21 protein-coding genes and 1 tRNA gene are annotated in these 23,365 nt (G+C 30.0%); 10 read left to right on the plus strand and 12 right to left on the minus strand.

From position 1 onward, the window contains the following. Positions 1–87 precede the first annotated feature (87 nt). Positions 88–1,398, minus strand: coding sequence for a ribosome biogenesis GTPase Der (der, locus tag AABJ49_RS04210; protein ID WP_338376294.1), 1,311 nt, complete (start codon positions 1,396–1,398; stop codon positions 88–90). Between the two features lie 213 nt (positions 1,399–1,611). Between der and AABJ49_RS04215 the strand changes: the two genes are divergently transcribed. From AABJ49_RS04215 to AABJ49_RS04225, 3 genes are read left to right on the plus strand one after another with little or no spacing between them, the layout of a single operon-like run. Then, the gene (locus tag AABJ49_RS04215) at positions 1,612–2,106 is read left to right on the plus strand and encodes a hypothetical protein (protein ID WP_338376295.1); all 495 of its coding nucleotides are present in this window, start codon (positions 1,612–1,614) and stop codon (positions 2,104–2,106) included. 2 nt (positions 2,107–2,108) lie between these two features. Further along, positions 2,109–2,702, plus strand: a complete 594-nt coding sequence (locus AABJ49_RS04220) for a GNAT family protein (protein ID WP_338376296.1) — start codon at positions 2,109–2,111, stop codon at positions 2,700–2,702. 10 nt (positions 2,703–2,712) lie between these two features. Further along, positions 2,713–3,210, plus strand: a complete 498-nt coding sequence (locus AABJ49_RS04225; protein WP_338376297.1) for a hypothetical protein — start codon at positions 2,713–2,715, stop codon at positions 3,208–3,210. 31 nt (positions 3,211–3,241) lie between these two features. Here AABJ49_RS04225 and era read toward each other — a convergent pair whose 3' ends face one another. Further along, a complete protein-coding gene (era, locus tag AABJ49_RS04230; RefSeq protein ID WP_338376299.1) occupies positions 3,242–4,126 on the minus strand; it encodes a GTPase Era in 885 nt (294 codons plus the stop codon). Positions 4,127–4,240: 114 nt separating this feature from the next. Between era and AABJ49_RS04235 the strand changes: the two genes are divergently transcribed. From AABJ49_RS04235 to AABJ49_RS04245, 3 genes are all read left to right on the plus strand, one after another. Further along, a tRNA-Met gene (locus AABJ49_RS04235) sits at positions 4,241–4,313 on the plus strand. Positions 4,314–4,494: 181 nt separating this feature from the next. Next, a complete protein-coding gene (locus AABJ49_RS04240) occupies positions 4,495–4,947 on the plus strand; it encodes a KTSC domain-containing protein (protein ID WP_338376301.1) in 453 nt (150 codons plus the stop codon). A gap of 131 nt (positions 4,948–5,078) precedes the next feature. Further along, a complete protein-coding gene (locus tag AABJ49_RS04245) occupies positions 5,079–5,555 on the plus strand; it encodes a DUF1761 domain-containing protein (protein WP_338376303.1) in 477 nt (158 codons plus the stop codon). A 63-nt stretch (positions 5,556–5,618) separates the two neighbouring features. On the opposite strand, the gene AABJ49_RS04250 is transcribed toward AABJ49_RS04245, so the two are convergent. Next, the gene (locus tag AABJ49_RS04250) at positions 5,619–6,506 is read right to left on the minus strand and encodes a Two component regulator three Y domain protein (RefSeq protein ID WP_338376305.1); all 888 of its coding nucleotides are present in this window, start codon (positions 6,504–6,506) and stop codon (positions 5,619–5,621) included. A 305-nt stretch (positions 6,507–6,811) separates the two neighbouring features. Here AABJ49_RS04250 and AABJ49_RS04255 point away from each other — a divergent pair, with 305 nt between their 5' ends. Continuing rightward, a complete protein-coding gene (locus AABJ49_RS04255; protein ID WP_338376451.1) occupies positions 6,812–7,891 on the plus strand; it encodes an 8-amino-7-oxononanoate synthase in 1,080 nt (359 codons plus the stop codon). 2 nt (positions 7,892–7,893) lie between these two features. On the opposite strand, the gene AABJ49_RS04260 is transcribed toward AABJ49_RS04255, so the two are convergent. Next, positions 7,894–8,769 (minus strand): diacylglycerol kinase family protein, encoded by an 876-nt coding sequence (locus AABJ49_RS04260; RefSeq protein ID WP_338376307.1) that lies wholly within the window; start codon positions 8,767–8,769, stop codon positions 7,894–7,896. A 59-nt stretch (positions 8,770–8,828) separates the two neighbouring features. Between AABJ49_RS04260 and AABJ49_RS04265 the strand changes: the two genes are divergently transcribed. Further along, complete coding sequence (locus tag AABJ49_RS04265; protein ID WP_338376308.1) at positions 8,829–9,797, plus strand: App1 family protein; 969 nt, start codon at positions 8,829–8,831, stop codon at positions 9,795–9,797. Here the strand turns inward: AABJ49_RS04265 and AABJ49_RS04270 are convergent. Next, a complete protein-coding gene (locus AABJ49_RS04270; RefSeq protein WP_338376310.1) occupies positions 9,794–11,704 on the minus strand; it encodes an ATP-binding cassette domain-containing protein in 1,911 nt (636 codons plus the stop codon). The two genes, AABJ49_RS04265 and AABJ49_RS04270, sit on opposite strands and share 4 nt — an antisense overlap. A 68-nt stretch (positions 11,705–11,772) precedes the next feature. On the opposite strand from AABJ49_RS04270, the gene AABJ49_RS04275 reads away from it, so the two are divergent. Next, positions 11,773–12,168 (plus strand): DUF983 domain-containing protein, encoded by a 396-nt coding sequence (locus AABJ49_RS04275; RefSeq protein WP_338376312.1) that lies wholly within the window; start codon positions 11,773–11,775, stop codon positions 12,166–12,168. On the opposite strand, the gene AABJ49_RS04280 is transcribed toward AABJ49_RS04275, so the two are convergent. From AABJ49_RS04280 to topA, 7 genes are all read right to left on the minus strand, one after another. Beyond that, the gene (locus AABJ49_RS04280) at positions 12,161–13,216 is read right to left on the minus strand and encodes an FAD-dependent oxidoreductase (protein WP_338376314.1); all 1,056 of its coding nucleotides are present in this window, start codon (positions 13,214–13,216) and stop codon (positions 12,161–12,163) included. The two genes, AABJ49_RS04275 and AABJ49_RS04280, sit on opposite strands and share 8 nt — an antisense overlap. 68 nt (positions 13,217–13,284) lie before the next feature. Beyond that, complete coding sequence (gldN, locus tag AABJ49_RS04285) at positions 13,285–14,193, minus strand: gliding motility protein GldN (RefSeq protein WP_338376317.1); 909 nt, start codon at positions 14,191–14,193, stop codon at positions 13,285–13,287. 43 nt (positions 14,194–14,236) lie between these two features. Further along, positions 14,237–15,766, minus strand: coding sequence for a gliding motility protein GldM (gene gldM / locus AABJ49_RS04290; RefSeq protein WP_338376319.1), 1,530 nt, complete (start codon positions 15,764–15,766; stop codon positions 14,237–14,239). A 58-nt stretch (positions 15,767–15,824) separates the two neighbouring features. Continuing rightward, complete coding sequence (gene gldL / locus AABJ49_RS04295) at positions 15,825–16,472, minus strand: gliding motility protein GldL (protein WP_338376321.1); 648 nt, start codon at positions 16,470–16,472, stop codon at positions 15,825–15,827. Positions 16,473–16,543: 71 nt separating this feature from the next. Then, complete coding sequence (gldK, locus tag AABJ49_RS04300) at positions 16,544–17,905, minus strand: gliding motility lipoprotein GldK (RefSeq protein ID WP_338376323.1); 1,362 nt, start codon at positions 17,903–17,905, stop codon at positions 16,544–16,546. A gap of 151 nt (positions 17,906–18,056) precedes the next feature. Further along, positions 18,057–19,202 carry a formimidoylglutamase gene (locus AABJ49_RS04305; protein ID WP_338376325.1) on the minus strand — a complete coding sequence of 382 codons (1,146 nt, stop codon included), beginning with the start codon at positions 19,200–19,202 and terminating at the stop codon, positions 18,057–18,059. A gap of 3 nt (positions 19,203–19,205) precedes the next feature. Further along, the gene (gene topA, locus AABJ49_RS04310) at positions 19,206–21,713 is read right to left on the minus strand and encodes a type I DNA topoisomerase (RefSeq protein WP_338376327.1); all 2,508 of its coding nucleotides are present in this window, start codon (positions 21,711–21,713) and stop codon (positions 19,206–19,208) included. A 200-nt stretch (positions 21,714–21,913) separates the two neighbouring features. On the opposite strand from topA, the gene miaB reads away from it, so the two are divergent. Further along, positions 21,914–23,365, plus strand: coding sequence for a tRNA (N6-isopentenyl adenosine(37)-C2)-methylthiotransferase MiaB (gene miaB / locus AABJ49_RS04315; RefSeq protein WP_338376329.1), 1,452 nt, complete (start codon positions 21,914–21,916; stop codon positions 23,363–23,365).

Here is a 23,365-nt window from a genome sequence, read left to right on the forward strand (position 1 = left end):
TAAAAAATTTATTGTGCAAATAGAAAAATTCTTACGAAAATTTTAACAAGACTTTATAAAAAAAGCACCCAATTGGATGCTTATCATTTATTTTTGTCTGAAGTAAATTTCGATAGGAACTCCTTCAAAATTAAACTCTTCTCTTAATTTATTTTCAATAAATCTTTTGTATGGATCTTTTACATATTGAGGCAAATTACAGAAAAATACAAATTGAGGTGTTGGTGTTGGTAATTGCATACAATACTTAATTTTTACATATTTTCCTTTTAATGCTGGTGGTGGATTATGTTCAATAATTGGCAACATTGTATCATTAAATTTAGAAGTTGGAATTCTATGTTTTCTGTTTTCAAAAACATTTACAGCAACTTCTAACGCTTTAATCAAACGTTGTTTATTCAAGGCTGAAACAAATAGAATTGGCACATCTGTAAAAGGCTGTAATTCTTCTCTAATTTTTCTCTCATAATCTCTGGTTGACATGGTATCTTTTTCAACTAAATCCCATTTATTTACAAGAATTACAATTCCTTTTCTGTTTTTTTCCGCTAACCAAAAAATACTTTGATCTTGACCTTCAAAACCACGAGTGGCATCAATCATTAAGATACAAACATCACTGTTTTCAATTGCTCTAACCGAACGCATCACTGAGTAAAACTCTAAATCTTCTTTTACTTTAGCTTTACGTCTAATTCCAGCTGTATCCACTAAATTAAATTCAAAACCAAAACGATTGTATTTAGTATCAATTGCATCACGAGTTGTTCCTGCAATATCAGTTACCACAAATCTATCTTCACCAATTAAAGCATTGATAAAAGATGATTTTCCTGCATTTGGTCTTCCAACCACACAAAAACGTGGTAATGGATCAACTTCTTCAGTAACTTCTGGCATTTCAGGTAAAACATTGACTAATTCATCTAACAACTCACCTGTTCCACTTCCTGTCATTCCAGAAATGGCAAAATATTCTCCTAATCCTAAATTATAAAACTCTAATGCATCATTAGTTCGCATTGCATTGTCTACTTTATTGACAACTAATAATACTGGCTTTGTTACTTTTCTTAAAAGTTTAGCCACTTCATCGTCCATTGGAGTAATTCCTTCTTCCACATCAACCACAAAAATAATAGCATCAGCTTCATCAATGGCTAATTCTACTTGTTTTCTAATTTCTGCTTCAAAAATATCGTCAGAACCTTTAATGTACCCACCTGTATCAATTACAGAAAATTCTTTTCCATTCCACTCACTTTTTCCGTAATTTCTATCTCTAGTAACACCACTCACTGAATCTACAATCGCTTCTCTACGTTGTATCAATCTGTTAAAAAAAGTTGATTTACCTACATTTGGTCTTCCAACAATGGCAACAATATTATTCATTTATGTAAAATTTATTTTTATAAGTTATAAATAGTATCTTCTTTCATTAATTTGTCTTTGTGAGACAAACAGTTACTAGTGAAGATTTCATAACTTATATTTGAAAGTGCAAAAGTACGTTTTTTTAACTAACCTTTACTTATACTATAAAATAATACTTTTACGTTTATAAAATAAGTTGTAATTTAGTATTATCAAAAACTAATCCATTTCATGGAACAAGACAAAGAATTAAAATTAAGGTTTCGGTTTGAAAAAGTAGTTTCAAAATCTGTTGAAGCTATTTTGGAAAGTTGTGAAAAACTTAAAAACAAAGTAGAACCTGATTATAAAATTAAAATCTCTGACCAATATATTCGATTTTCAATTGGAATGCTCAAAAGAGAAAAATATTCTCCTAATTTGAAAATTACTTTGGAAAAAATGGAAGATGGTAACACCTTTATTAAAGGAACATATGGCCCAGATCCAGTTTTATGGTTTATATTTATGTTTTTGCATTTTGTAGTAGCTATTGTTTTCTTAATTTTTATGGTGATTGTTTATTCGAAATGGACTTTAAATCAATCTTTCAAATTTGATTTAATGATTATGTTTTCCATGACTATTATTTGGTTTTTACTTTATTTTATTGCTCGTTTAAACAGAAGTAAAGGAATTTCTCAAATGAAAGAATTGGAAAAACTGTATAACAAAGTAATTGAGTAAAAATGCAGTTTGATTTTCAAAAAGATTACATTCTTGAAAACGATAATGTTCTTTTGAGACCTTTAGAGATTTTAGATATTGAAAATCTTTTACACTTTTCTATAAACGAACCAGAACTTTGGCAATATTCGCTACTTCCAGCAAGTAATGAAAGTGAATTAAAACACTATATTCAAGTTGCTCTTGAAAAAAGAAATTTAAAAACAGATTATCCATTCATTGTTTTTGATAAAAAAACAAATTCTTATGCAGGAAGTACTCGGTTTTATGATATTCAATTAACTAACAAATGTTTACAACTTGGTTTTACTTGGTATGGAAAAGATTATCAAGGTACTGGTTTAAATAAAAATTGCAAATATTTATTATTAGAATTCGCTTTTGAAAAACTAAACATAGAACGCGTTGAATTTAGAGCTGATAATTCAAATGAAAAAAGCATAGCGGCTATGAAAAGCATTGGTTGTAAAATTGAAGGAATTTTAAGAAGCAATGGTGTTAGACCAAATGGTGAAAGACGCGACAGCATTATTTTAAGCATTTTAAAAACAGAATGGAAAAAAAGTGTTAAAGAAAATCTTTTGAAGAGGTTGTAATAAAAAAGAAATGGAAATAGATAATACAATTGCATTAAGACCAAGATTTAGCAAAGATGTTCCAAAGTCATTGGAAGAAATTCTTGAAAATGCCACTAAAATTAAAGAAGAAGTTAAAGAAGATTTTCTTGTAAAAATTTCAGATCATCATATTTTCTTTTTTATTACGCTTGCTAAACGAAAATATTATTCACCTCATTTACATATAGAATTAACCGAAAATGACGACAAAACAACGAACGTAAAAGGATTATATGGTCCAGATCAAACCGTTTGGACTTTTTTTATGTTTCTACATTTTATAATTGCAGGTGTTTTTTTGATTTTTTCAATGATTGCTTATTCGCATTGGAGATTAAAACAATCTACAACTTTAGATTTTGTGATAATGGGATTAATGATAGTTTTTTGGTTTGCTTTGTATTTTCAGGCTAGAATTAACCGAAAAAAATGCCAACCTCAAATGCATGAGCTTTACAAATTAATGGATAGGGTTGTTAGGTTTTAATATATTAGAAAAGCCAATAAAAAATTATATATTATTTCTGATTATATCCAAAACGTCTTAATTGATACTCACTACTTCTCCAATCTTTATTGACTTTCACATATAATTCAATGTGAATTTGTTTTCCAAAGAATTTTTCTAAATCGGCACGAGATTGCATTCCCACTTTTTTCAAAGCACCACCTTTGTGACCAATGATAATTCCTTTTTGTGTATCTCTTTCCACCATAATCACAGAACGAATTCTAATGATTTTTTCATCTTCTATAAATTCTTCGGTTTCAATTTCAACAGCATAAGGAATTTCCTTATCGTAATTCAAAAGAATTTTTTCTCGAATGGTTTCATTCACAAAGAAACGTTCAGGTTTATCTGTTAAAGCATCTTTTGGATAATAAGCTGGTGAAACAGGTAATAATTCTTTAATTGTATTAAAAACAGTCTCTACATTAAAATTCTCTAAAGCAGAAATTGGAATAACTGTAGCATTTGGTACTTTTTCTTTCCAAAAATCAACTTGCTCTTCTAATTGTTCTTGATTTGATTTATCAATTTTATTCAACAATAATAAAACAGGAATTTTCGAATAAATAATTTTATTAAAGAAAGCCTCATCTTTTAAGTCCTTCTCTCCTATTTCCACCATATAAATAAGAATATCTGCATCTTCAAAAGCACTTTTAACAAAATTCATCATCGAACTTTGCAATTCATAAGCTGGTTTTATAATTCCAGGTGTATCTGAAAAAATAATTTGAAAATCATCTCCATTTACAATTCCTAAGATTCGATGACGCGTTGTTTGTGCTTTACTAGTTATAATTGACAAACGCTCTCCTACTAAGGCATTCATTAGAGTTGATTTTCCTACATTAGGATTTCCGATGATGTTTACAAAACCTGCTTTGTGATCCATAGTTTCTTATTGTTTTTGCAAAGGTAGTCATATCAACGCAATAGATAAAATAAAAACAATATTTAAAAAAGGTTTGTTTATTCAAATATTCATTGTATTTTTGCACTCACAAATCGCGGGATAGAGCAGTAGGCAGCTCGTCGGGCTCATAACCCGAAGGTCACAGGTTCGAGTCCTGTTCCCGCTACTAAGAAACTTCAATTGAAAAATTGGAGTTTTTTTATTTTAATAAGTTATGAAATTTTTTCTTAAAGATTAAAAAATCATATTTATTATTTATTATAAAAATATTAAACTACATTTGCACCCAATTTGAATAAAAACCTGGAAGTCATCAAATTAAACATGACTTTTTTTATTGCTTTACTATGAATACTAAAAAAATTGCTGAGTACAGAAAATTATTAAACGTAGACAAAAACGTTACTCTTAAAGAACTAAAAACTATCTACAGAAACAACATGAAGGAAGACCATCCTGATACGATTGCAGATGCAGATGAAAGGTTAATTGCAGAAGAAAGAAGCAAAAATGTAATTGAAGCGTATCACTTTTTAGTTAGTATTGCCCCAGAAACGCAAGAAAAAGTAAAAGAATCTTATGAAGCAACAATAAAAAACTTTAATATAGAGGATTTTTACATGGACAACACTGTTTTGTATATTCAATTTCTTGATGGTTCTAAATTTGAATATTTTGGAGTTCCAAGAAACACATATATAAAAATGGTAAATGCAGAATCACCAAGTCGTTTTGCAAGAAGACATATTTACACTAATTTCTTATACAGAAGTTCAAGCAAATTGGTTGCTGAAGTATAGATATAATAAAATTATAACATGAAAAGCCATCACACATTTGATGGCTTTTTTTATGCCTAAAATTAACAATTGTTTATGGCATCATTAAATTTTCTATTTTTGATGTACTAACCAATAAACTTTAATTAATTATGGAAATGAATTACTTAGCTATTTTAGTAGCTGCTTTATCAAGTTTTATTGTCGGATTCATTTGGTACAATCCAAAAGTATTTGGAAAGATTTGGATGAACGAAATAGGAATGACAGAAGAAAAAGCCAAACAAGGAAATATGGCTAAAATTTTTGGTCTTACTTTTATCTTTGCGCTAATGTTTGCTTTTATGATGCCAACCATTACAATTCACCAAATTGGTGCTGTACAATTAGCTGGTGGAAATGATAATGACCAAGCATTAATTACCTTTTTACAAGCACATGGAGAAAAATTTAGAGACTTTAAACATGGTGCTCTTCATGGTTTTATTGCGGGCTTATTTTTAGCTTTACCAATAATTGCTACAAATTCGCTTTTTGAACAGAAATCATGGAAATACACTTTAGTAACTGCTGGTTATTGGGTTGTTGTTATGACAATAATGGGAGCTATAATTTGCGGATGGAAATAATTGAAATAAAAAAAGGGAAACATTTTGCGTGTTTCCCTTTTTTATTAAAATCAATGAAAATAACTACTCTTTAATTGACAAAGTAACCGGATTTTCTTTTATACTTTTATTTGTAACAATTAATATTTGTTCTTTTTCTCCTAATAGAACCTTTTCTTTACTATTACTTTTATACATCTGTAATTTGAATCTATCCAAACTAACAAGTGATGAATCAGCATAATCTTTGAAATTATTTAATGATAAATTTAATGCCGTTAGCTTAGTCATTTTTTCTAACGAAGGAATTGTTCCATTCAACTTGTTATCAAACAAACTAAGATTTTCTAACTTTGTTAAATTTGCTACATCTGAATTCAATTCACCATTAAATGAATTACTGTTTAACAATAGCTCCTTTAAATTATTCAACTTATATAAGCCTTGAGGTAGCTCACCTGTTAAGCTATTATTAAACAAAGACAAAAGCTCAAGATTTTTCAGTTCCCCAATAGATTCTGGTAATTGTCCTGAAAGTTGATTCATAAAAATTTCTAAACTCACTAATGATTTTGCGTTTCCAATAGTATTAGGTAATTTTCCTGAAAATGAATTGAATGATAAATTAAGATTTTTAAGATTTGTCAAATTAAAAATTTCAGAAGGCACTTCCCCATTTAATTTATTTTTGAAGACATTAAAAGTTTCCAAATACACTAAATTCTTAATTGAACTATCAATTTTTCCCTCTAAATTATTAGAAACTAAAGAAATCGAAATCACCTTATTATCTCTAATTGTAACACCATACCAAGTTTCAACAGGTTGGTTTAAATTCCATTTTGTAGTCCAATTTTGACCATTTGTTGATTGATTAAAAGCAATCAAAGCTTGTTTTTCTTTATCAGAAATTGAAGCAAAAAGCGAACTTGATACTAAAAGAAACGCTATAAGTAAGTTATTAATTTTCATGATACAATAAATTTGGGGTTATTGATACAGCTAAAGTACAAGAGAATACGTTAATAGAAATAAGAAATTCATAAAAAATTACGAAATCATCAAAAATATGCGGTTAAACCGTAAAAAATAAACAAAAAACAACTTCAATTACGGTAAAACCGTAAATAAAAATCAACCTATTACATAGAATTATTAAATTATCCTTAAAATACAATTCAAATGAAAAGGTTGTTTTATATTTGAAAAAAAGAAAAATTATCAAAACGTTTACAATTTACAACTCCATAGAACGTCTTCCTGATGAATGGGATTTAATGGCTCAAGAAAACATATTTCTTTCTAAAAATTACTTAATGGTTTTGGAAAAATCAGCACCGTTAAATATGCAATGCCATTTTATTGGAGTTTTTAAAAATGGAGTTCTTGCTGGAATAGCTTTGACACAATTTTTGAATTTAAACTTACTTCAATCATTTGGGGAAAGAGACAATTGCTTTAAAACTTCCGTTAGAAATTTTGTGTTTAAGAACTATTCTTCGCACGTTTTATTTATTGGTAATAATATGCTAACTGGTCAAAATGCGTATGTGATTTCTGATGCAATTTCCAATGCAGAAATGATTGAAGTTTTAAAATTAGCTGTTGAAGATTTAAAAATTGAATTTAAAAATCAAAAAACGAAAGTTCATTTAACCGTTTTTAAAGATTTTGACACTAAAACTTCGAATGAAATTATTCCTACTTTAAAAGAGTATTACAAATTTACTACTCAGCCAAATATGATTTTTGAGATTTCTGAAAAATGGAAAACAGAACAAGATTATATTGATGCTTTGAGTAAAAAATACCGCGATCAATTCAAACGAGCTAGAAAGAAAATTTTAGATATAACCAAAAAGAAATTGTCATGTGAAGAAATTAAAGAACATGAAGAAACAATTAATGAATTATATCATCATGTGGCACAAAATGCTCCTTTTAACACTTTCTTTTTAGCTGAAAATCATTTTTGTGAATTCAAGAGATTACTTAAAGATGACTTTTTATTTTATGGATATTTCCTTGAAGAAAAAATGATTGGATTTAATACTTTAGTAAAAAATGGAAAGGCAATGGACACCTATTTTTTAGGTTATGATGAAACTATCCAACGTGAAAAAATGTTATATTTAAACATGTTGTATGACATGATTGCTTATTCAATAAAAAAAGAATTTAAAGAAATTATCTTTGCACGAACTGCTTTAGAAATAAAAAGTTCTGTAGGTTCAAAACCAGTAGATATGTTTGGTTTTATAAGGCATTCCAACAAAATAATTGACTTTATAATTGCCAAATTGTTTGTGTTTTTAGAGCCTAAAACTGTTTGGAATCAACGTCACCCGTTTAAATAAAATCACAAAACAGCAATTTTCATCTGACTTGGTAGAATAGACACTTCTAATCGATCTTCTTCACCAAAATATTCACCGTCTATTTGAAAACTGATTTTTCTTGATGTTGTTATGGTTGCTTTATCAGTAGAATAAATATCAACTTCTTCAGATTCTTCTGTTAAATTACCAGTTACAATTTTTCCAATAGTAAACAAATCCACATTTTTTATGACAATTATTTCAAATTTCCCATCATTAATTAGCCCATAAGGATTAATTGTAACTCCAGTTCCATATTTTTGAGAGTTAGCAATTACAATCATTTGAGCCTCACAAAAAATCTTTTTTTCTTCAAATTCTATTTCAGTTTTAAAGTGCTCTTCTGATTCACTAAGTGTTGGCACAACTTTCAAAGCATAACCTAATTTTCCTCTAATTGAACCGTTTTCATAATTTTTTACAAGTAAAGCATTCAATCCTATGTCACTTAAATGCAAACTTTTTTTCTTATTGATTTCAACCATATCAATTTCGATATAATCATTTTGAAGAGCAACTCTAATATTTTCTTCTAAAATTGAAGGCAAATTTAAATCAATAGCCAAACCGTTTGCAGATCCTGCCGGAATAATTCCAAAAATCACATCTTTTTCTTCTAGTGCTTCACCAACCATTTTTACAGTACCATCGCCACCAGCAATTATAACTCTTTCTGGTTTAATTTCTTCATATAGTTTCTGAATTTCGTTCTCATCATTTGCACCAGTTGTAAGATAAACAACAATTTCAATATCTAATTCCTTCGCGAAAGCAATAGTTTTTTCAGAAATTTCAGATTTATCCAAATCTCCCGAAATTGGATTTATCACTAAAATGTATTTCTTTTTTGTTGTCATTGTACGTATTCCTAAATAATTTGTAATTTGTGAAACGAAACTCAAATGTATAAAAATAAATGAAACCTGTGCTAAAATTATATCGTGGCTACTCAAATGACCAAGAATTAATTATTATGGGTCATGTTTTCAAACCAACTACGCAAGCAGATTATGACTTTCAGAAGAAAAATTTCAAAAATGCTCAATCCATAATCAAACTTTTTCAGATAAAGACAAAAGCTAATGCAGATGTTTATTTGGAAATAAATAATGAAGTGATTCATTCCAAAACCTTAGAAGATGGGTATTTTAAATTTTGTGTTCCTTTAAAAAAAAATGCTGATTTTGGATGGATTAAATACAGCGTTTTTATAAAACATGAAAACGAAATTATCAGAGTAAATTCAAGTTATATTAGGCCAACTCAAGGAAAATTTGGTTTTATTTCAGATATTGATGACACTTTTTTAATATCACACACTAGAAATCCTTTGAAAAAGATTTATGTTTTACTTTTTAAAAATGTTTATAGCAGAAAGGTTTTTGAAGATGTTGTTGATCATTATAGAGTTTTACGTTCAGCTGGACGAATAAATAAAGAAGAAGAAAATGCTTTTTTTTATGTATCGAGTAGCGAATGGAATTTATATGGATTAATTACACAATTTGCAGACATTCACAAACTCCCAAAAGCTGTTTTGTTACTAAAAAAAATTAAAACTAGTTTAACTCAATTATTCTTTACAGGTCGCGGAAGTCACAATCATAAATTCGACAAAATAAAACATATTTTAGAATTTTATCCAGATTTAAAATATGTTTTATTAGGTGATGATTCTCAACAAGATCCTAAATTATATGAAGATATCTGTAAAATTTTTCCTCTGCACATAAAAGCTGTTTACATTAGACAAGTTGGAAGCAATAAAAAGAGTAAAACACAAAAGGTTTTAGAAAACATTTCTACTTTAGATGTGGCTACATGTTATTTCAAATCGAGTCAAGAAGCCATTCAACATTCAAAAGAAATTGGATTGATTGATTAATTTATTGAGTCAATTTCTTCTTGTACAACTTCCCAATCTTCAAGTAATTGATCTAGCTCTTTCTTTTTCTTTTCGTAAGCCGTAAAAAAAGCAGCATTTTCAATCAATTTATCATAGTTTGAAGCCAATTCTTTATCATCTTTTTGAATATTGATTTCCAAATCTTTAATTTGACTTTCAATTTTACTTAAACGATTTTGAAGAGATTTTGCTTTCTTTTGATCTTCGTAAGAAACTTTATTATTGGTCTTAGGTTCTTCTTTTTTAGCTATATCTTTTTTCTCCACTTCACGCATGTTTTCCATGTTGCGTTGTTCTAAGAAGAAATTGATATCACCCAAATATTCTTTAATTTTTTGATCTTTAAATTCATAAACAATATTTGACATACCTTGTAAAAAATCTCTATCGTGAGAAACTAAAAGTAAAGTTCCTTCAAACTTTTGCAAAGCAGCTTTTAATACGTTTTTAGATTTAATGTCCAAATGATTTGTTGGCTCATCCATTACCAAGACATTGATAGGTTGCAACAACAATTTACACAAAGCCAAACGATTTCTTTCACCACCAGAAAGCACTTTTACTTTCTTTTCCACATCATCACCACCAAACAAAAAAGAACCCAACATATCTCTAACCTTTGAACGATTCGTATCTGTTGCAGCATCTTCCATGGTTCGAAGCAATGTAATTTCACCATCTAAATATTCAGCTTGATTTTGCGCAAAATAACCTAGTTGTACATTGTGACCTAATTTGATATTTCCTTCATATTCAAATTCGTTTACAATTGCTTTAATAAAAGTCGATTTTCCTTGACCATTTTGACCAACGAAAGCAATTTTACTTCCACGTTCTACTAGTAAAGAAATGTCCTTTAAAATGGTTTTATCTCCATAAGCTTTTGTTACATTTTCAGCTTCAACAACAACTCTTCCTGGAACTTGAGAAACCGGAAACGATATATTCATAACTGAATTATCATCTTCATCAACTTCAATTCGCTCAACTTTATCAAGTTTTTTAATTAAAGATTGAGCCATTGATGCTTTAGAAGCTTTTGCTCTAAACTTTTCAATTAACTTCTCAGTTTCTTCAATCTTTTTAGCTTGATTTTTTTGGGTAGCTAATTGTTTTTCACGAATTTCATGACGCAAATCAAGATATTGTGAATAAGGTTTATTGAAATCGTATGCTTTTCCTAAGGAAATTTCGATAGTTCTATTGGTGACATTATCCAAAAACATTTTATCATGTGAAACAATTACCACAACTCCAGCAAAATTTCTTAGAAAACCTTCTAGCCAAATAATACTTTCGATATCCAAGTGATTCGTTGGTTCGTCTAAAAGTAAAATATCGTTCGTTTGAAGTAACAGTTTCGCTAATTCAATACGCATTCTCCAACCACCAGAAAAAGTAGAAGTTAAATTATCAAAATCTTCACGTTTGAAACCAAGTCCTAAAAGGATTTTCTCTGTGTTTCCAACATAATTATAACCACCTAATATTTCATAATGATGGGTTAAATCACTTAATTCTTCTATTAATTCAGAATAAGATTGACTTTCATAATCAGTTCTTGTAGCTAATTGATGGTTTATTTCATCGATTCGAAATTCCACTTTTTTTATTTCTTCAAAAGCTTGATAAGCTTCTTCCAAAACTGTTCTTCCTTCTTCAAAGTCAATATCTTGACGAAGAAAGCCCATTTTAACTTCTTTTTCGGTTGCGATTACACCAGAATCTGGTTTGAAATCTCCAGCTAAAATTTTTAGCATCGTTGATTTTCCTGCACCATTTTTTCCGACAAGTCCTACTCTATCTCCTGCACCTAATCTAAAAGTGACTTCTTCAAATAAAAATGTTCCACCAAATGAAACCGATAAATTATGTATGTTAAGCATTATAATATGTTACAATTGTTGCAAAGATAAATTGTTCTTATTGTATCTTTGTATAAAATTTTTTGCAAATGTTAAAAAAAGGATTCAAACTAAATAGTATTTTAACAGGAAGTTGTCCAAAATGCCAAGAAGAAAGCATGTATTTGGATAAAAACCCTTATAATTTAGGCAATATTTATAAAATGCATGAAAAGTGTAGCCATTGTAATTTAAAATATAGCATTGAGCCATCATTTTTTTATGGAGCAATGTATGTCAGTTATAGCTTAGGAGTTGCTTTTTCAGTTGCAGCTTTTATTATTTCTTTTGTGTTTTTTGGAAGTACATTAATGACAGCTTTTATTGCTATTGTAATTACTTTGGTAGTCTTAATGCCTGTAATAATGAGATTGGCTCGAAATATTTGGATTAATATGTTTATCTCCTATAAAAAAGACTGGAAAGAAAATAAAGAAATTATTTAAGATTTCTTTTTTTGTAAACTCTTTCAATATTTATTTCGTTTTCTAAAGGTAAATTTTCTGTTATATTTTTGAATAATTGCGTTGCTAAATATGGACCTAGCATGACACCTCTTGTGCCCAAACCATTTAAAACGTACAAATTTTTATGTTCATGATGTGAGCCCACTAAAGGTCTTCTATCTCTAACTGTAGGACGAACTCCTGCAAAATGTTTTATAACTTCAAAATCACAACTGATTAATTCTTGTAAATTTTCAATTAATTCTTTTTTACCTTCCTCAGTTGGATTGTTTGTTTTATCTTTCCAATCATAAGTCGCACCAACTTTATATAAATCATTTCCTAAAGGAAGTAAAAAAATATTAGATTTGATTACGAGTTTCAAATCCAAATTAGCCGCTTTAATGATTAACAATTCGCCTTTTGTTCCATCAAGTGGTAAATCATTAAAAAATGGATTAGAATGCAAGCCAAAGCCTTCTGCGAATATGATGTTTTTTGCTTGTATATTTTTGTATTGAATAAAATCCTCATTAAATACAATTGCATTGTATTCAAATCTATCAGAGCAATAGAGCTTATTTTTAAGTAAATAGTTAGAATAATTATCAATTAAAGATGCAACATCTAAATAACCAGTTTCCAAAACCTCACCAAAACCAAAAGAAGAGTTTATATGAGAAATATTTTCTGTAATCAATTGCGATGAAAGAAATGGTGCTAAATTGGGTTTATCTGCTGCTTGAAACCAATTGTTTTGTTCTTCCACAGAAGCTAATCTTCTATAGATTGGAATTTTAAAATCAAAATTAAAGTTCAATTTTTCTTCGATAGCTTTATATAATGGAAAAGCAATTTCAAGTTGTTCTTTTGCTTTCCAAACTTCACTGAATCTTTTTAAAACTACAGGATTATACAATCCACCTGCGATTTTTGAAGAAGGCTGTGAATTATCATCAAATACCAAAATAGATTTATTATTTTGAATTGCAATTTCAGCAAAGCAAATTCCCGCTAATCCATTTCCAACTATAATAAAATCAATCATGGTGTAAAAGTAAAAAACTCTTATCAAATTAATGATAAGAGTTTTGTATTATTTAAATTTAAGATCTTTTAGTAACTCCACATATCTTGTTCGAAGTTTCTAATTTTCTCTTTAATTCTATCTGATTCCAACAATTGCATTTGAGCATTTTCCTTCATGTACTCACTGATTTTTCTATCACCTTGTACGTTTTCTTCTTGATAAATTGTAGCATTAAATCTACGAGCATTTAACAAGTGATCAAATGAAATTGGAGCTGATGAGTTTTTATCATTGAAAGCATAGTTTTCATGTAAAACATCTCTAACTGATGGGAAAAATACCCAAAACAAATCAACATAATCTTTCTCTTCTTGATCCATTGTATATACATCAGGAATAACAGGACAAATACCAAGCATTCTATACTTTAATTCACCTTGTCTTTTATCAAAGTACCAACGACCTACAATTTTGTAAGCATCTACGTCAATAGCTTTTAATTCAGTAACGTTAATATATTGTTCGTCAATTTTTTTTGCACCAGATTTATATGCTTCGTAATCTTCGTTCATTTGATCATAACCACCAATAGTAGTATCAATCTTCACAAAAGAAGCTTCAATTTCTTTAAGCTCTTTTTTTGCTGTAAAATAACTAGAATTATAAACTTCTGTAATATTACCTGAACGAATATTATCAACTAATACAGAATATAATGCTTTTCTGTTTGTCCCTAAAGATTCATCGATAGGATAATACATTGGAAAATTTACTCTTTCGTCAAGATCAATTATTTCCCATACTGTTTTTCCAAACAACACATCTCTATCATCTACATATCCATAAGGTAGTGGTTTATCATTATCAGAATTTAACTGTGCTTCTGATTTTTTACCAATTTGATCTGGAGTTTTAGCATTCAATAAGTTAGATTGAGCAGAAACTGACATCGAACCTAAGAATAAAATCGCTAAAAATAAATTTTTGTAATTCATTATATAAAATATTAGTTTTTAATAAAACTCAAATAATGTAAAATTATTGTATTTCGAAAGTACAAGCTGAAGCAGGTTTAACTGCTTGTTGAATTCCAGAGAAAGATGCTTTAATGTTATTAATAACAATTACATCACCTCTTTTTGCAGTTTTAATAGCTGCTCTTGCTCTACCATCCATTCTGTTTCCATTAACCACAATTGTTGGTTGACCTGGAACTTTAATTGTAAATTGTGTAACGTTAACAGATACTGGGAAATCAAAATCCTCTAAATCTGCAGAGACAGAAACTGATTCAAGATTTGATGCTGATCCTTTAGCTGCAACTTCACCTCTTACTTTACCAGTTGGAGCTGGTAAGTTTTTAATTCTAAAAGGTTTTTTATCAGATACTGTAGTACCATCAGGTAACGTTGCAGATGCAGTAATTACAACTTCTGTTCCAGAACCTGGTTTTAAGTTATATTTACCATTAGAACCACCAGACATTCCTGGAGCACTAGCTCTAACTTTATCATTAGCAACACCAGGGAAAGATACTGTTATAGGGTTATCAACACCTCTATAAACTACATTCATCTTATCAGCAGAAATTGTAGCTGAATTTGGACGTGGAACTACTACATAAGTACCATTAAATTTTAAAGGAATAGTTTTCCCATCTTCAATAAATGTAAACTCTCCACCAATTTTTTGTTCTCCTACAGCACCAGCAGTTAAATCAATTATAGCTTGTCCTGTTGCTGGATCTAATTTAGCACCAGTTACATTTTCTGGTTTAGTGTTTTCGTCATAACGACCTAAAACCACTTTTCCTGTAACTTTTTCACCTGAGAAATAAGCATTTTTATCTAAAACTACAATTGCTTGATATTTACTGTAAGATGCTGTTTCAACTGCTGCTTTTCCTAATGCAACACTTATTACATCAGATTCTGCTTTTTTAGCATCATTTTGCCAAGCTGACAATTTCGCTAAAGAAGCAATTGCTGGAAAACCTTTAAAATGGTAATCTAAAAATTTAATTTTAATACCTTCTTTATTAGCAACGTCTGATAATTCAAATTTTGAATTAATCTCGTTTAAAATTGGAGCATATTTTTTATCAGATAAAGCTGCTTTCATTTCAGTTTTATAAGTTTCAATAGCTGAAATAACTTCATTACCTCTTTTAGTGTAACCTTCACCTGTGAACCAACTGTTATTTAAATTATCAGCTTTATCCATTGACTCATAAGGTAATTTACCATCTTCAGGCTCCACACCTTTTAAAACTTCAGCTTTTAAAGTTCCAACAAAATCGTAAAACTTTTTTGTTGCAGCCTCAACTTGGTGAGCTGTTTTTGCTGCTTTTTCAAACTCACCTTTTGCTTCAACAGCTTTTGCATCAAGAGCACCTAACATTTGCTGATTATTTGAAACTGCAGATTTATTAGATTCTTCAAATCTTTCATTCATCAAACCAAATGCTGAAAGCACTTCTTTTGACATATTCATTGCTAACATTGCGATGAAAACCAGATACATTAGGTTAATCATCTTCTGTCTAGGGGTTAATTTTCCTCCTGCCATTTTGTTTTGTGTTAATTAGTTTTTTAATTAATAAATTTTATTTAATAGATAAAACCAATTATCCTCTGTTACTCATAGCTGTTAACATACCACCGTAAACTGAGTTTAAAGATGCGATGTTAGAAGTCATACTTTGCATTTGCTCTTTTAATTTAGCAGCGTTATCTGCAATTTCTTTATTAGCTTCTGCATTTCTGTTTGCGCTTTCTAATTGTAATTTATATAAACTATTTAAAGATTCTAATTGAGAAGCTGCCATTGACATTTCTTCGCTATATTTCTTTTGAGAAGCAATTGAGTCAACTGTAGGAGCTATATTTTTAGCTGCACCTTCAAAGTTTTTAATACTGTTAGATAAACTAGACATCAAATCACCATCGATTTTAGCTTCTTTTAACATTGTATCTAGTTTTTGAGACAATAAACCTTGAGCTTCTGCAGGGTTTTCTTGTTTAGCTTTTTTAGAAGAAACCTGGCCTCCTGCTAATTCAGGATATACTAATGACCAATCAAGTTCTTGAGGTGGAGCTTCAAAAGCTGATAATGCAAAAATTGCCGCTTCTGTTACTAGACCTATTGTTAACATTACTGTTCCAGTAAGAGGACCTATTTCGAAGTGAGCAATTTTAAACAATGCTCCTATAATTACAATTGCAGCACCCATACCGTAGGCGAAATTCATGATTTTTGGTGATAATAAAGCCATAATAATTTAATTTAGTTAAGTTTTTTAATTTAGTTAAGTTTAATATAATATAGTTTGATTAATATTCTTGATTATTGACCAGTAGTTTGAGTACCCATATAATCTTGTACTGTTCTGAAACCGATATAACTTCTAGCAGAATCTGCATATTCGAAATCACGAGTTGCATTTTGTAAATTATAAGCAACATCTTTCCAAGAACCTCCTCGTATAACTTTACGTTGGTTTTTTCTATCTGGAACGTTTGGATTCATTGTTGAAACAAACTCATATGCTCCTGGATCATAAGAAGTTTCAGTCCATTCAGAAACATTTCCTGCCATATTGTATAGGTTAAAGTTGTTTGCCTCATAAGACTTAGCTTCAACAGTATATAAAGCACCGTCAGCTGCATAATCACCTCTGTTTGGCTTGAAGTTTGCCAAGAAACATCCTCTATCACTATGAGCATAAGGACCTCCCCAAGGGAAAGTTGCAGATTCAATACCTCCACGAGCGGCATATTCCCACTCAGCTTCAATTGGCAATCTAAATTGGTTAATTAAATCTCTACCTTTTTTAGTTTTAATGTAAGCGTTTTTCTTTAAAGTTCTCCATGCACAAAATGCTTTAGCTTGTTTCCAAGAAACCCCAACCACAGGATAATCTCCATAAGCTTGGTGCCAAAAATAATCATTATGCATAGGCTCGTTATAAGAATAAGCAAAATCTTTAATCCAAACTGTAGTATCTGGATATATTTCAACAGGCTCAGTTTTCTTTAAGAAGCCTTTTCTACCTTTTTGCTTAACTGCTTCATTCAGGTCAACTTCAGTATATCTAAATTTCAACTTTGCCACATCAATTGTTCTTAAACCATTATATGATTCAGCAGCTGGCAAATACATTGAATCCATTACCTCTACATAATACTCATCTGGGTATTTTTGAGGATCTTGAATTAACTTTACTTTTCTATTTAATTTTCTACCCGCATATGGATCATCATCTGAACCAATACTGTAATAGTTCTCATACATATATTTGTCGTACGGAGACATGTTTGCTGGATCAGCATCATTAAATGCAAATTCACCAATACCTTCACCAGTACCAGGCTTTTGACCCATCTCATCAGCCAAAATTGCCAACCTTGTTCTAATTGTTGAGTCTTTAACCCATTCTACAAATGAGCGATATTCAGCATTGGTAATTTCTGTTTCATCCATATAAAACGAACGTACAGTTACTGTTTTAGTTGGTGCATCTTGCATATTAGCAGGATCATCATCTGATTTTCCCATTATAAAAGCTCCACCAGGAACTAATGTCATACCGTATGGCTTTTCAGGATGCCATTTTCTACCTTTAACTCCTACAAGCTCTCCTTTATCTCCACCACCACAACTTGCGAGGATTGAAACAAATAATGAAAATACTATGAACTTCTTCATATTAAATTTGGGTTAAATATTTATTTTATTTTAAGGGCGTAAACCTATTTATTTTATTTGACAAAAACAATACTTTACTAAAAAAATCACAAAATTTCTTTAAAACACACCATTTATTGTCAATTAACGCTTTTATTATTTATTTATTGTATTAAATACAATTTTTTCTTTGTGCTTTCCACCATCTATTTGGAATTTCTTGTTGTGTTGCAAGAATATAATCCTCATTCGAACATGGTAATAACGTATTTCTTTTTAATTTATTGCTTGAATTGGTGTGTGGAATTTCAATCCACCATCTTTCAGAATAATTGCTTTTATAAAAAACCAACTCTTCATTTTCAATTGGAACAATATATTTAATAAAATTTTCTCTTGTTCCAATAGGATATTCTCTAGATCTATAATGGTATCCTTCGATGAAATACCAAATTACTTGAGAAATAAGCACTGCTTCTTCTTTTGTATTATTATGATTAAATATTCCAAACGAAGAAATTTTATCACTAATTCCAGAATACCGTGCTAATATACATATTTCTTTTCCATTAAAACCATTTGGAACAAAAGGATTTTTATTTCCAGAAGCACTTGATTTAACCGATCTCATATCTATACTAACAATATCAGCATCTCTAAACACTGGTTCTGCGATAGTTGTATTATATGAAACTTCTCCTAACCTATAAGCTTCGAAATATAATTTTTCTATTAAATCTATTTCTTCTTGTGAATTATAATAAGTTTGATACCCAATATTACTATAGTTAAACAAATTATTAGGCTCTTCAACAATCATTTTTGACAAGTAAGAATCTGCAATGTTTGTATTTTGTCCGTTTTCGAAATCAAATTTAGAATCAACAGCAACGAGATTAACCATTTGATCAAGATTATCATAAGCCCTATACATGGCATATGTTAAATCTTGACTTCCTCCTATTACTATAGGTATAATTCTTTTTTTAATTAATTCAGCACAAATCGTTTTTACCACATAATATGTATCTTCAATTGAACTTCCTGCAATAACATCTCCTAAATCATAAATAGAAGTATTCCAATTTCCTGGAAACATATTGTAAAACTGCAATCTGATTTCGTCTAAATATTCTAAAGTATTATGTGTATTCAAACCTCTATTATCTAAAACTCCAATAATTGCAATTGTTTCTCCCTCTAAAACTGGAGTTTCTTGATTGGTATGAAATATAACTTTCTTTCCCAATGCTTGATTAGACACTCTATGAATATCTATAAGTAAATCATCAGATAATGGTTGTAAAAAATCAAACATATACTATTTCTTTTTTGCAGTAGTTTTCTTTTTTGTAGGCAATTTCTTCTTTGCAGCTGTTTTCTTTGCAGGGGCTTTCTTTTCAATTAAATCTTTTACTTCATCTAATGTCATTGCAGTAGCATCAATATCTTTGCTTAATTCAATTTTAACCTTACCTTTCAAGATAACACTTCTACCCCATCTAGCTTTTTCGACACGAATTCCTTCTTCTTTCCAATCATGAATTACTTTGTCTATTTCTTTTTGAATTTTATCTTTAATCAACTCATTCATATCTGCTTGAGTTAATTTATCAAAATTGTATTTCTTATTTACATTGATAAACATTCCGTTCCACTTGATAAAAGGACCGAAACGACCAACCCCTTTTTGAATTGGCAATGAATCATATGTTCCAACTGGAGCATCGGCTTCTTCTTTTTCGGCAATTAATTCTTTAGCTCTGTCAAATGTTACATCTAAAGGGTCTTCTCCTTTTGGCAATGATATAAAAACTTTTCCAAATCGAACATAAGGACCAAAACGTCCATTATTAACCTCAACTTCTTCTCCTTTATATATACCTAAGTTTTTTGGCAATAAAAACAAGTTTAAAGCTTCTTCTAAGGTGATAGTTCCAATATTCTGATCTGGACTTAAACTTGCGAATTGTTTTTCCTCATCCTCTGCGTCTCCAATTTGAGCCATTGGTCCAAACTTCCCTAATCTAACCGAAATAGGCTTTCCTGATTTAGGATCTGTTCCTAAAATTCGCTCTCCACTTTCTCTATCAGCATTTTCTTCAACATCTACAACATTTGGATGAAATTTAGAATAAAATTCATTCATCATATTTGTCCAATCAATATTTCCTTCAGCTATTTCGTCAAAGTCTTGTTCAACTTTTGCGGTGAAATTATAATCTAAAATAGCCGAGAAATTTTTAACCAAAAAGTCATTTACAATTGTTCCTATATCTGTTGGAACCAATTTTCCTTTATCTGAACCTGTATTTTCTGTGAGAACTTTAGATTTAATTTCGCTACCTAATAAAGTAAATTGCGTATATTTTCTTTCTACACCTTCTGAACTTCCTTTTTCAACATAATTTCTATTGATGATTGTTGAGATTGTTGGAGCATATGTAGAAGGACGTCCAATTCCTAATTCTTCTAACTTTTTCACTAGAGACGCTTCTGTATATCTTGATGGTGGTCGAGAAAAGCGTTCTGTAGCTTGGATAAATGTATTTGTTACCTTTTCATTAACTTTCATTGCTGGAAGTAAACCATCTTGTTCTTCCTCGTCATCATCATGACCTTCTAAGTACACTTTTAAAAAACCTTCAAATTTGATAACTTCTCCGCTTGCTGTAAAAGTTTCGTTATGATTATTGGCTTCAATCTTTACGTTTGTACGTTCTAATTGAGCATCGCTCATTTGAGAAGCTAGAGTTCTTTTCCAAATCAAATCATACAATCTAGCTTGATCTTTATCTATATTTACAGTATGTTGAGTCATATCCGTTGGACGAATCGCTTCGTGGGCTTCTTGAGCACCTTTACTTTTAGTATTAAAATTTCTTGGCTTACTGAATTCTTTACCATAAGAACGAATAATTTCCTCTTCTGCAGCTTTCATTGCATCTTGAGAAAGATTAACACTATCGGTTCTCATATAAGTGATCAAACCCGCTTCGTATAAACGTTGAGCAATTTGCATAGTAATTCCAACTGGTAAATATAATTTTCGAGCTGCTTCTTGCTGCAAAGTTGAAGTTGTAAATGGTGCCGCAGGAGTCTTCTTGGTAGGCTTAGTTTCTAAATCCGCTACTTTGAAATTTGAACCAACATTCTTTTTTAAGAAATATTCCGCTTCTTTTTTTGTTGCAAAGTTCTTTGGTAATTTTGCTTTAAAGCTTTTTCCTGCTTCTGTTGTAAATTCTGCAGTAATACTATAAGTTCCAACGGCATTAAAATCTTGAATTTCTCTCTCACGTTCTACAATTAGTCGAACAGAAACCGATTGCACACGTCCAGCAGATAAACCACCTTTTACTTTTTTCCAAAGTACTGGTGATAATTCATAACCCACTAATCTATCTAAAACTCTACGAGCTTGTTGTGCATTTACCAAGTCATAATTAATATCTCTTGGGTTTTCAATTGCTTTTAGAATCGCTGATTTTGTAATTTCGTGAAAAACTATACGTTTTGTTTTCTTTTTGTCTAATTTTAATTCTTCTGCTAAATGCCAAGAAATCGCTTCTCCTTCTCGGTCTTCATCGGAAGCCAACCAGACCATATCGGCATTTTTAGAAAGCGTTTTTAATTTACTTACAAGTGCTTTTTTATCGGAAGAAACTTCATACTTTGGCTTAAAACCATTTTCTACATCTACCCCTATTTCTTTCGAAGGCAAGTCGGCAATATGTCCATAACTTGACTCTACTTGAAAATCTTTCCCTAGAAATCTCTCGATTGTTTTTGCCTTTGCAGGTGACTCAACGATTACTAAATTCTTTGCCATTCTGATTTTTTATTTGTCGCAAAAGTATGGGTTTTTTTTAAATTTTGATGTTTTGAAGCTTTTTTTATGTTTTTTTACAACATTTTTTAAAATAAGAGAACCTTTAAAACTTGTAAAAATTAGTTAAACTAACTCTGACAACTTGTCATATTTTGTATTTTAGTATTATATTTGCCATCCGAAATATAGGAATTTTGAATATGGAAAAGGTAATTGACGAAAACAAACAAGGAGAAACTTTAGTCCTTGAACAAAAAAACACCAACACAAAGAAACTTTTTATCGAAAGTTACGGATGCGCTATGAATTTTTCTGATAGTGAAATTGTTGCTTCAATATTAAACGATCAAGGCTACAACACTACACAAGTACTTGAAGAAGCAGATTTAGTTTTAGTGAATACTTGTTCAATTAGAGACAAAGCAGAGCAAACCATTCGTAAAAGATTAGAAAAATATAATGCTGTTAAACGTGATGTAAACCCAAAAATGAAAGTTGGAGTTCTAGGTTGTATGGCAGAACGCTTAAAAGAGCAGTTTTTAGAACAAGAAAAAATTGTTGACTTAGTGGTTGGTCCTGATGCTTATAAAGACTTACCTAATTTATTAAGTGAAGTTGAAGATGGTCGTGATGCAATTAATGTAATTCTTTCCAAAGAAGAAACTTATGGAGACATTTCTCCTGTTCGATTAAACAGTAATGGAGTAACTGCTTTCGTTTCCATAACAAGAGGCTGTGATAATATGTGCACATTTTGTGTTGTTCCCTTCACAAGAGGAAGAGAACGTAGTAGAGAGCCACAAAGTATTATCCAAGAAATTCAAGATTTATGGAATAGAGGTTTTAAAGAAGTTTGTCTATTAGGTCAAAATGTAGACAGTTATTTATGGTATGGTGGTGGATTGAAGAAAGATTTTGACAAAGCTTCTGAAATACAAAAAGCAACATCAGTTGAATTTGCTCAATTACTTGAAATGTGTGCTATTCAATTTCCAAAAATGCGTTTTCGTTTTTCAACATCAAATCCACAAGATATGCATGAGGAAGTGTTGCATGTAATTGCAAAGTATCATAATGTATGTAATTATATTCATTTACCCGTTCAAAGTGGAAGCACTAGGATTTTAAAAGAAATGAATCGTCAACATACACGTGAAGAATATATGGCTTTGGTGGATAAAATTAAAACTATAATTCCTGATTGTACCATTTCTCAAGATTTGATTGCAGGTTTCCCAACAGAAACTGAAGAAGATCATAAAGAAACTTTAAGTTTAATGGAATATGTTCAATATGATTTTGGATATATGTTCTCTTACTCTGAAAGACCAGGGACTTTAGCAGCCCGAAAAATGGAAGACGATGTTCCAGAAGAAACTAAAAAAAGAAGATTACAAGAAATAGTTGATTTACAACAAAAAATTAGCGAAACTAGGACCAAAAGATTTGTTGGACAAATAGTTGAAGTTCTAATTGAAAAAGAATCTAAAAAATCTAAAGAAGAATGGAGTGGAAAAAACTCTGAAAATGTGGTAACTGTTTTCCCAAAAGAAAATTACAAAGTAGGTGAATTTGTTCTTGTAAAAATTAATGATTGTACTGGTGCAACTTTAAAAGGAGAAGCAGTTGGTTATAGTGAATTAATGAATTAA

Source organism: uncultured Flavobacterium sp. (genome assembly GCF_963922255.1).
Classification (GTDB): Bacteria; Bacteroidota; Bacteroidia; order Flavobacteriales; family Flavobacteriaceae; genus Flavobacterium.

Coding starts and splice junctions, on each gene's coding strand:
- der (WP_338376294.1), bottom strand. CDS start 1,398: ATGAATAATATTGTTGCCATTGTTGGAAGACCAAATGTAGGTAAATCA.
- AABJ49_RS04215 (WP_338376295.1), top strand. CDS start 1,612: ATGGAACAAGACAAAGAATTAAAATTAAGGTTTCGGTTTGAAAAAGTA.
- AABJ49_RS04220 (WP_338376296.1), top strand. CDS start 2,109: ATGCAGTTTGATTTTCAAAAAGATTACATTCTTGAAAACGATAATGTT.
- AABJ49_RS04225 (WP_338376297.1), top strand. CDS start 2,713: ATGGAAATAGATAATACAATTGCATTAAGACCAAGATTTAGCAAAGAT.
- era (WP_338376299.1), bottom strand. CDS start 4,126: ATGGATCACAAAGCAGGTTTTGTAAACATCATCGGAAATCCTAATGTA.
- AABJ49_RS04240 (WP_338376301.1), top strand. CDS start 4,495: ATGAATACTAAAAAAATTGCTGAGTACAGAAAATTATTAAACGTAGAC.
- AABJ49_RS04245 (WP_338376303.1), top strand. CDS start 5,079: ATGGAAATGAATTACTTAGCTATTTTAGTAGCTGCTTTATCAAGTTTT.
- AABJ49_RS04250 (WP_338376305.1), bottom strand. CDS start 6,506: ATGAAAATTAATAACTTACTTATAGCGTTTCTTTTAGTATCAAGTTCG.
- AABJ49_RS04255 (WP_338376451.1), top strand. CDS start 6,812: ATGGCTCAAGAAAACATATTTCTTTCTAAAAATTACTTAATGGTTTTG.
- AABJ49_RS04260 (WP_338376307.1), bottom strand. CDS start 8,769: ATGACAACAAAAAAGAAATACATTTTAGTGATAAATCCAATTTCGGGA.
- AABJ49_RS04265 (WP_338376308.1), top strand. CDS start 8,829: ATGAAACCTGTGCTAAAATTATATCGTGGCTACTCAAATGACCAAGAA.
- AABJ49_RS04270 (WP_338376310.1), bottom strand. CDS start 11,704: ATGCTTAACATACATAATTTATCGGTTTCATTTGGTGGAACATTTTTA.
- AABJ49_RS04275 (WP_338376312.1), top strand. CDS start 11,773: ATGTTAAAAAAAGGATTCAAACTAAATAGTATTTTAACAGGAAGTTGT.
- AABJ49_RS04280 (WP_338376314.1), bottom strand. CDS start 13,216: ATGATTGATTTTATTATAGTTGGAAATGGATTAGCGGGAATTTGCTTT.
- gldN (WP_338376317.1), bottom strand. CDS start 14,193: ATGAATTACAAAAATTTATTTTTAGCGATTTTATTCTTAGGTTCGATG.
- gldM (WP_338376319.1), bottom strand. CDS start 15,766: ATGGCAGGAGGAAAATTAACCCCTAGACAGAAGATGATTAACCTAATG.
- gldL (WP_338376321.1), bottom strand. CDS start 16,472: ATGGCTTTATTATCACCAAAAATCATGAATTTCGCCTACGGTATGGGT.
- gldK (WP_338376323.1), bottom strand. CDS start 17,905: ATGAAGAAGTTCATAGTATTTTCATTATTTGTTTCAATCCTCGCAAGT.
- AABJ49_RS04305 (WP_338376325.1), bottom strand. CDS start 19,202: ATGTTTGATTTTTTACAACCATTATCTGATGATTTACTTATAGATATT.
- topA (WP_338376327.1), bottom strand. CDS start 21,713: ATGGCAAAGAATTTAGTAATCGTTGAGTCACCTGCAAAGGCAAAAACA.
- miaB (WP_338376329.1), top strand. CDS start 21,914: ATGGAAAAGGTAATTGACGAAAACAAACAAGGAGAAACTTTAGTCCTT.